The 6,018-nt window shown below is 67.1% G+C and carries 4 protein-coding genes; 3 read left to right on the plus strand and 1 reads right to left on the minus strand.

The genetic code is table 11. From position 1 onward, the window contains the following. The first annotated feature begins 584 nt into the window (after nucleotides 1–584). Both QZX62_RS09935 and QZX62_RS09940 read left to right on the plus strand, forming a co-directional pair. Nucleotides 585–3,359 (plus strand): DUF2339 domain-containing protein, encoded by a 2,775-nt coding sequence (locus QZX62_RS09935; RefSeq protein WP_294174109.1) that lies wholly within the window; start codon nucleotides 585–587, stop codon nucleotides 3,357–3,359. After that, nucleotides 3,356–4,711, plus strand: coding sequence for a DUF3999 family protein (locus QZX62_RS09940; RefSeq protein WP_294174111.1), 1,356 nt, complete (start codon nucleotides 3,356–3,358; stop codon nucleotides 4,709–4,711). Before QZX62_RS09935 ends, QZX62_RS09940 begins: the two co-directional genes overlap by 4 nt. Before the next feature lie 295 nt (nucleotides 4,712–5,006). Here the strand turns inward: QZX62_RS09940 and QZX62_RS09945 are convergent, their stop codons facing one another. Further along, nucleotides 5,007–5,372, minus strand: a complete 366-nt coding sequence (locus QZX62_RS09945; RefSeq protein ID WP_294174112.1) for a hypothetical protein — start codon at nucleotides 5,370–5,372, stop codon at nucleotides 5,007–5,009. A gap of 285 nt (nucleotides 5,373–5,657) precedes the next feature. On the opposite strand from QZX62_RS09945, the gene QZX62_RS09950 reads away from it, so the two are divergent. Next, the gene (locus tag QZX62_RS09950; protein ID WP_294174114.1) at nucleotides 5,658–5,915 is read left to right on the plus strand and encodes a hypothetical protein; all 258 of its coding nucleotides are present in this window, start codon (nucleotides 5,658–5,660) and stop codon (nucleotides 5,913–5,915) included. The last annotated feature ends 103 nt before the right edge of the window (nucleotides 5,916–6,018 follow it).

The raw sequence follows: 6,018 nt of genomic DNA on the forward strand, positions 1-6,018 counted from the left end.
CGCCCACCCGAGGCAATCAGGCTTATCCTACGAGGACCCGTAAGCAGACCTTCGTTGGGCCTCGTTCAGAGTCTGATCGTGGTAGAAAGCGGACTGGCCGCTTTCGGGTAAGTGAGGCCGATAGCGGACGTTCGTTCATGATCCTCGGGCGGCATCTAAGGGCCCTTGTTGGTCGTTCTCGGCTAGGTCGCGCGCACCCGTAAACGGACGTTAGTTCAGCCTCCGGGGTTGTGCGGGGATCGACCGACTTCGGTCACTCGGGAGCACACTTACGACCCGATAGCGGACGTTACTGCCTGCCGTGAGCTGATTTCTGCGTCGTCAGGATGACGTATACAGCGGTCACCTTTGTCGCGAGAGAGCAAGTGTCTGCTAGTCCCGAGCAGAGCCAAGCATTGAAGCCTCAAAGCAACTTCTTCGCTGCAACAGATTGTTCGTGACGGCACTATCCCGACGTAAAAAGGATGAGTAACCGCTCGATCCGAAGGCGCGTCGCGTCTTCCATTTGTGAGTCCGCCGTTGCAAGCAGTGCGGTAGCGCCGGGGGGCGCCGGGGGACCAGGCGGGATGATCTTGTGGGCTGCGGTGGCCGGAGCGCTCCTTGGCTGGGCTCTGGCCGGCTTCGAGACCTTCGGTGCGATCTTCGGCGCACTCGTCGGAGCGCTCATGGGCCGCTGGCTCCGTTCGATCATTCGCGAGGAGATCGCGCTTGCGGTCGCGGGAGCTACGGGGATGAACCGCGCCGGCGCTGTTCCGCAGTCCTGCGCTGACTGGGTAGAGCCGCGGCCCGCGCGCATTGTCGAAAACCCGCCAGCCCCCGCTCCGCTGACGGACGAAGTCGTCGAAGCACCAACCGGCGACCTGGCCGACGCTCAGGATGGCGACCACGCCACCCCTTCCTGGACAGAGGAGCTCCTGGCCAAGGCCCGTGACTGGTTGCTGGGCGGTAACACGATCGTCCGGGTCGGGCTGATCATCCTGTTCGTGGGCTTGACCTTCCTGGTGCGGTTGGTCGCCAATGCGGGCCTGTTCCCGATTGAGGTGCGGTTGACGCTCGTGGCGCTGGCCGGCGCGGCGCTGCTGGCGGTCGGCTTCGCCAGGCGGATTGCCCGGCCAGCTTTCGGGCTGGCCCTGCAGGGCACCGGGGTTGCGGTGATGTACCTCACCGTCTTCGCCGCGGCCCGCGTTTACGGGCTGTTGCCGCCCCCGGCCGCGTTCGGCCTGATGATCCTGTTAGCGGCGCTCGGCTGCGTTCTTGCGCTCCTGCAACATGCGCGGGGCCTCGCCTTCGCCTCGTTCCTGGGTGGTTTCGCGGTGCCGCTGCTGCTGGGTGGCGAGGCGCGGAACCCGGTCGGCCTGTTCACCTACATCACGATCCTCAACCTCGCGCTGCTGGGTATCGCGTGGCGGCGGTCGTGGCGTGAGCTGAACCTGCTCGGCTTCTTCGCGACCTTTGGCATGGCGACCTTGTGGGGCGTGAGCAGCTATGCTCCGCAGCACTATTTGACCTGCCAACTGTTCCTCGGCCTAACGATGCTGATCTACATCTTGGTGGCCACGCTCTACGTGGGCCATCGGCCGGGCCCGCTGGGCAACGCCGCCGACACGACCTTGCTGTTCGGTCCCGCCCTCGCCGGCTTCGGGCTGCAGATGGGCCTGGTGCATGACCGTCCCTTCGGGAACGCCTTCGCCGCGCTCGCCTTCGGGGCTGGCTACCTCTCCGTCGCTGCATTCATGCTGCGCCGGCAGGGCCGCGACATGCGGGTGGTCAGGGACAGCCTGCTGGCGATCGGCATAGGCTTTGTGACTCTTGCCGTTCCGTTGGCGTTCTATGCCAAGTGGACCTCGTCGGTCTGGGCGCTGGAAGGCGCCGGCGCATTTTGGGTCGGCGTGCGCCAGGCACGCTGGCTGCCGCGGCTGTTCGGGCTCCTGCTACAGCTAGTCGCGGCCCTGATCCTGCTGGCGACGCTCGCCCCCAACGTGTCCGCCGTTCCCTTCGGCAACACCGGGTTTGTCAGCGCGGCGCTGGTCGCGCTGCCCCTGCTGATCACCGCCTGGTTGATGCGCCAGAAGCTGCCGCACAGCGGATCGCGCTGGGCACGAGCCTATGCCGGGTTCGAGCACCAAGCGCGCCACGTTGTCTTCCTCGGCGGTTTCACGATGGTCGCGATGGCGATTCTGGCGGAGGTCACCCGCCAGCTGCCGAGGGCCGCCCCGCACCTCCTCGGGCCACCGGTGTTCCGCCATTATCAGCAGGTCCTGCTCGCCATGCTTGCGCTGCTGGGCGCGGCGGGCTTGGCCGACCTATTCGGCCGGCGCAAGGACTGGGCAGTTGCGACCTGGCCGGCGCGAGCCAGCCTGCCGCTGCTCGCGCTGTCGTTCCTCCTGTCCTTGCTGATGTCGCGGCACGTCCTGTTCTGGCCGGACTGGCTTGCCTGGCTGCTGGCGCTGAGCGTCCACTACGCCCTGCTGCGCGGGAGCGACGCGGCCTTGTCGAGCGAGGGCAGCGATGCGCTCAAGCGATGGAATGGGTTCGTGCATGCGGGCGGCGTGTGGCTGCTGACCGCCATGCTTGCCAATTGCCTGCAGCTCGGGATCGACCGCGGCGAGCTGTGGGACACGTCCTGGGCGGGGGTGACCTTCCTCGTCAGCCTCGTCGCGGTGCTCGGACTGCTGACGCGCTCGGCCGGCCGCGCGGCACCGCAGGCGACCACCGACCGCTTGCGCTGGCCGCTGCACCCCGCGGCGCGAAGCTACTGGTGGGTGGCGGCTGTCCCGCTCGCCGCCCTGGCGTACGCCGGGGCCTTCTCCGCGGCGCTGCGGGCGGAGGGCACGACCGACCCGCTGCCGTTCGTGCCGCTGCTGAACCCGGTCGACCTGTCGGTGGCACTCGCGCTGGTGGTGCTTGCGCTGTGGCTGCGGACGGTCCGGATCGCGCACGACCGGCCGGATGCCGCGGCCCCCCTGCTCGGCCAAGCCGGCTACGCGGCCGGCGGGGCCTTGGCGTTCGCGGCCCTGAACGGCGCCTGGTTGCGTACGGCGCACCACCTGCTGGGCGTCGACTGGAGCGCCGCGGCGCTGGGCGCAAACTCGGCAGTGCAGACCGGCCTGGCTATCCTATGGACGCTGCTGGCGATGGGATTGATGCTGTTCGCCCACCGCCGTGCGTTGCGTGTGTCGTGGCTGGTTGGCGCCGCGCTGCTGGTCGTAGTGGTCCTGAAGCTGCTGCTGGTCGACATGTCCAACGCACAAGGGTGGGAGCGGATCGTGACCTTCATCGGGGTCGGCGTGCTGATGCTGGTGATCGGCTATTTCGTCCCGCTGCCGCCGAGGCAAGCGAATGAGGAACAGCCGGCATGAGCGTTCGCGCGACCATCGCTTTCCTGCTCGCGGTGCTGGCGGCTGGCTGCCGGCCCGACCCCGCGGTGGACGTATCGAAGCCTGAGGCCTTTGCTCGCCACGCCGTCCTGCAGCCGGCGGCGGGAGGGAAGCTCCAGCGCGTGATCCTGCCCCCGCTACTGCTGGCGGCGGCCAGGCGGCGCGACCTCGGCGACATCCGCCTGTTCGACGCTCGCGGAAGGCTGGTCGCGATGGCGCTGCTCGGGCCGGGCACGGGCTCAGCACCGCGAACGACCGTCGATCTGCCCGTCTACCCCGTGCTTGGCAGGGGCGAGGAACTGCAGAACTCCAAATTATCCATCCGGGTCGAGGATGGGGAGCCGGCCCAGGCCGTCACCGTTGATCGGTTCTCGCGGGACAAGGTCCCGATGCCGGCAGTGCTGCTAGACGCCCGGGCGCTCCGCGATCGGGTCGAAGCCATCGTACTCCGCGCGAACATTCCCGCCGGTCGGCCGGTTCCCCTGACCTTGCTGACCAGCGCTAATCTCAAGGATTGGGAGCCGCTAGCGCAGAAGGTGCTGTTCCGGCCGGCCGCAGGCGGGCCGATGCTGGCGGGCGAGCAGGTGACGCTGAACGGAGCCGACCTCCGCGGCCGCTTCGTCGGCATCAGCTGGACGGGATCAAGCGGCGTCGCGTTGACTGGTGCAATCGCCGTCATGGCCGGGAGCACGGAGGCCGGCCGCGTGGCGGTCGCCACCGCTCCGCTGTCACTGACCGACGCGCATCAGCTACAGCTGCAGCTCCCGGACAATGGGCGGCTGACGGCGCTGCGGGTGACTGCCGCGCCGGCCGACGGGATCGTGCCCGTGCGACTATACGGGCGCAGCCCCGGCAGGGACGCGTGGAGCGCGCTTGGCGCGGCGACGCTGTCAGCGGAACGCGGGCCAAGCACGATCGAACTGCCGGCGGTGCCAATGGCCAGCTACCGGATCGAGGCCGACCGGCGAACCGCCGGCTTCTCCGCCGCGCTTCGGGTGGAACTGCTGTTCGACTCCGTCGAGTTGCTGCTCGCCCTCAGCGGAACGCCGCCCTACCGCATGGCCGTGGGCCAGCCGGCCGCCCAGCCCAACTACCTGACCCTCGCCGAGGTCGCCGGGGCCGGCGCGTCCCTCGATCTGGCCACGCTGCCGCGAGCGACCATTACCAGCGCTAACGAACCGCCGCCCGCCATCCCGGTGCAGGGGCAGGCCGCCGACGGCATGCGGGACAGGCGCAAGCTCGTCATGTGGGCCGCCCTAGTCCTGGGGACGCTGGTCCTGGCATGGGCCGCGTTCCGGCTGGCGCGCGCCAGTCACGCAGGCGCTCCTGCGTAAATCCCCTAAGAAGTTGGAGAAAACGTCGCACGGGCCGCTCGCGCTTACAATTGCTGACTAGCCGCCGTGGATCGGCTTGGCGGCTCTGAGGGCTGGGTCGTTAGGTAGGCATAATCTCCGGAGAGCTTTGGATGTCGCACTCAGCGATCCCGGAGATTCGGACCGTCAGCTCCGCCACCGGAATAGCCGCACAAAGAGGGTGCTGGACGTCCTTGAGATAAATCAAATTGCCGCTTGTCCAACCGCATCTGCTGCTGCTCGCCTCAGCGTGTCTCGCGGGCACCGGCGAGCCTTCCTACAGGATGAAGTCCGCGCTCCGTAGCGTGTGCAGCCCCTCGAGCTGCAGCATGAAGTCAGCGTCGCCGTCGCCGTCGGTGTCGGCCGACACGAAGGTGTTGCCGTTCGCCTGCTCGTAGCGCAGCTGGCCCGCCACCCCGGTAAAGGCGCCGGCGCCGATGAACGCGAAGTCCTGCGTGCCCGCGAGATTGCTGTTGGCGTCGAACAGGTCCAGGCGGAGGCGGTCGCCAGACGCGTAGCTGTAGTCGCGGATCACGTCGCAGCTGCCGGGCGCGGTGCCGGCCAGGTCGCCGGTGCGGAACACGAAGCGGTCGCCGCCCGCGCCCAATAACGGCCAACAACACCAAGGCAGACGTATGATCACCCGTCTGGTACCTAAGACGACGGCGGTGCCATCGAGAGCCGGCTGCATACGCTGCATACAACGTCCCACTGACGAGACGAACGACCACAAAGGGCCAGCCGAAGGCTTGGGTTCAGCGAGTGTCTCAGTCGGAAAGGAGTTTCTGCCCGACCTTATTGTCTTCAAAATGGGTAGAGATAGTACGCCCGCTCTGATGTGGCCTACTGCTGAACTTATTTGGCAACCGTTTAGAAACAGGTAACGCCCATCTCAGAACCGGTATATAATGCCGAGTCGGAGGGCAGCATGAGGACCTTTCGACTGGATACCTATAGCGGACGCTCGCTGGTTGGAACCGAACTGGTGGAGGGTGTGGAACGCGACGACCTCGCGATCAAGCTGCTGATCGCTAACTGCACCGGAAGGCGATGCAAGCTTTTTGCCGACGACATCCTGATCGCTGAGATGGACAGAGGTACTTGGTTGCCCTCCGCTCCGGGCCTCGGACGGCTGGGCGGAACCATGAAGGATGCAGGACCTCTAGGTACCAAGGCTGCAGCTTAGCCGCGTGGCGGTACCTACATCGAGGAGCGAAGGCGCACGCAACGGGAGGATCCGCTGTGGACTATCGTCTCATAGCTTTGTTGGTTTGGATTGCCCCCGCTAT

Origin of the sequence: uncultured Sphingomonas sp., from assembly GCF_902806265.1 — a bacterium.
GTDB lineage: Bacteria > Pseudomonadota > Alphaproteobacteria > Sphingomonadales > Sphingomonadaceae > Sphingomicrobium.

Excerpts from the sequence above, each read along its gene's own strand:
- QZX62_RS09940 (WP_294174111.1), top strand. The coding sequence starts at position 3,356 with ATGAGCGTTCGCGCGACCATCGCTTTCCTGCTCGCGGTGCTGGCGGCT.
- QZX62_RS09950 (WP_294174114.1), top strand. The coding sequence starts at position 5,658 with ATGAGGACCTTTCGACTGGATACCTATAGCGGACGCTCGCTGGTTGGA.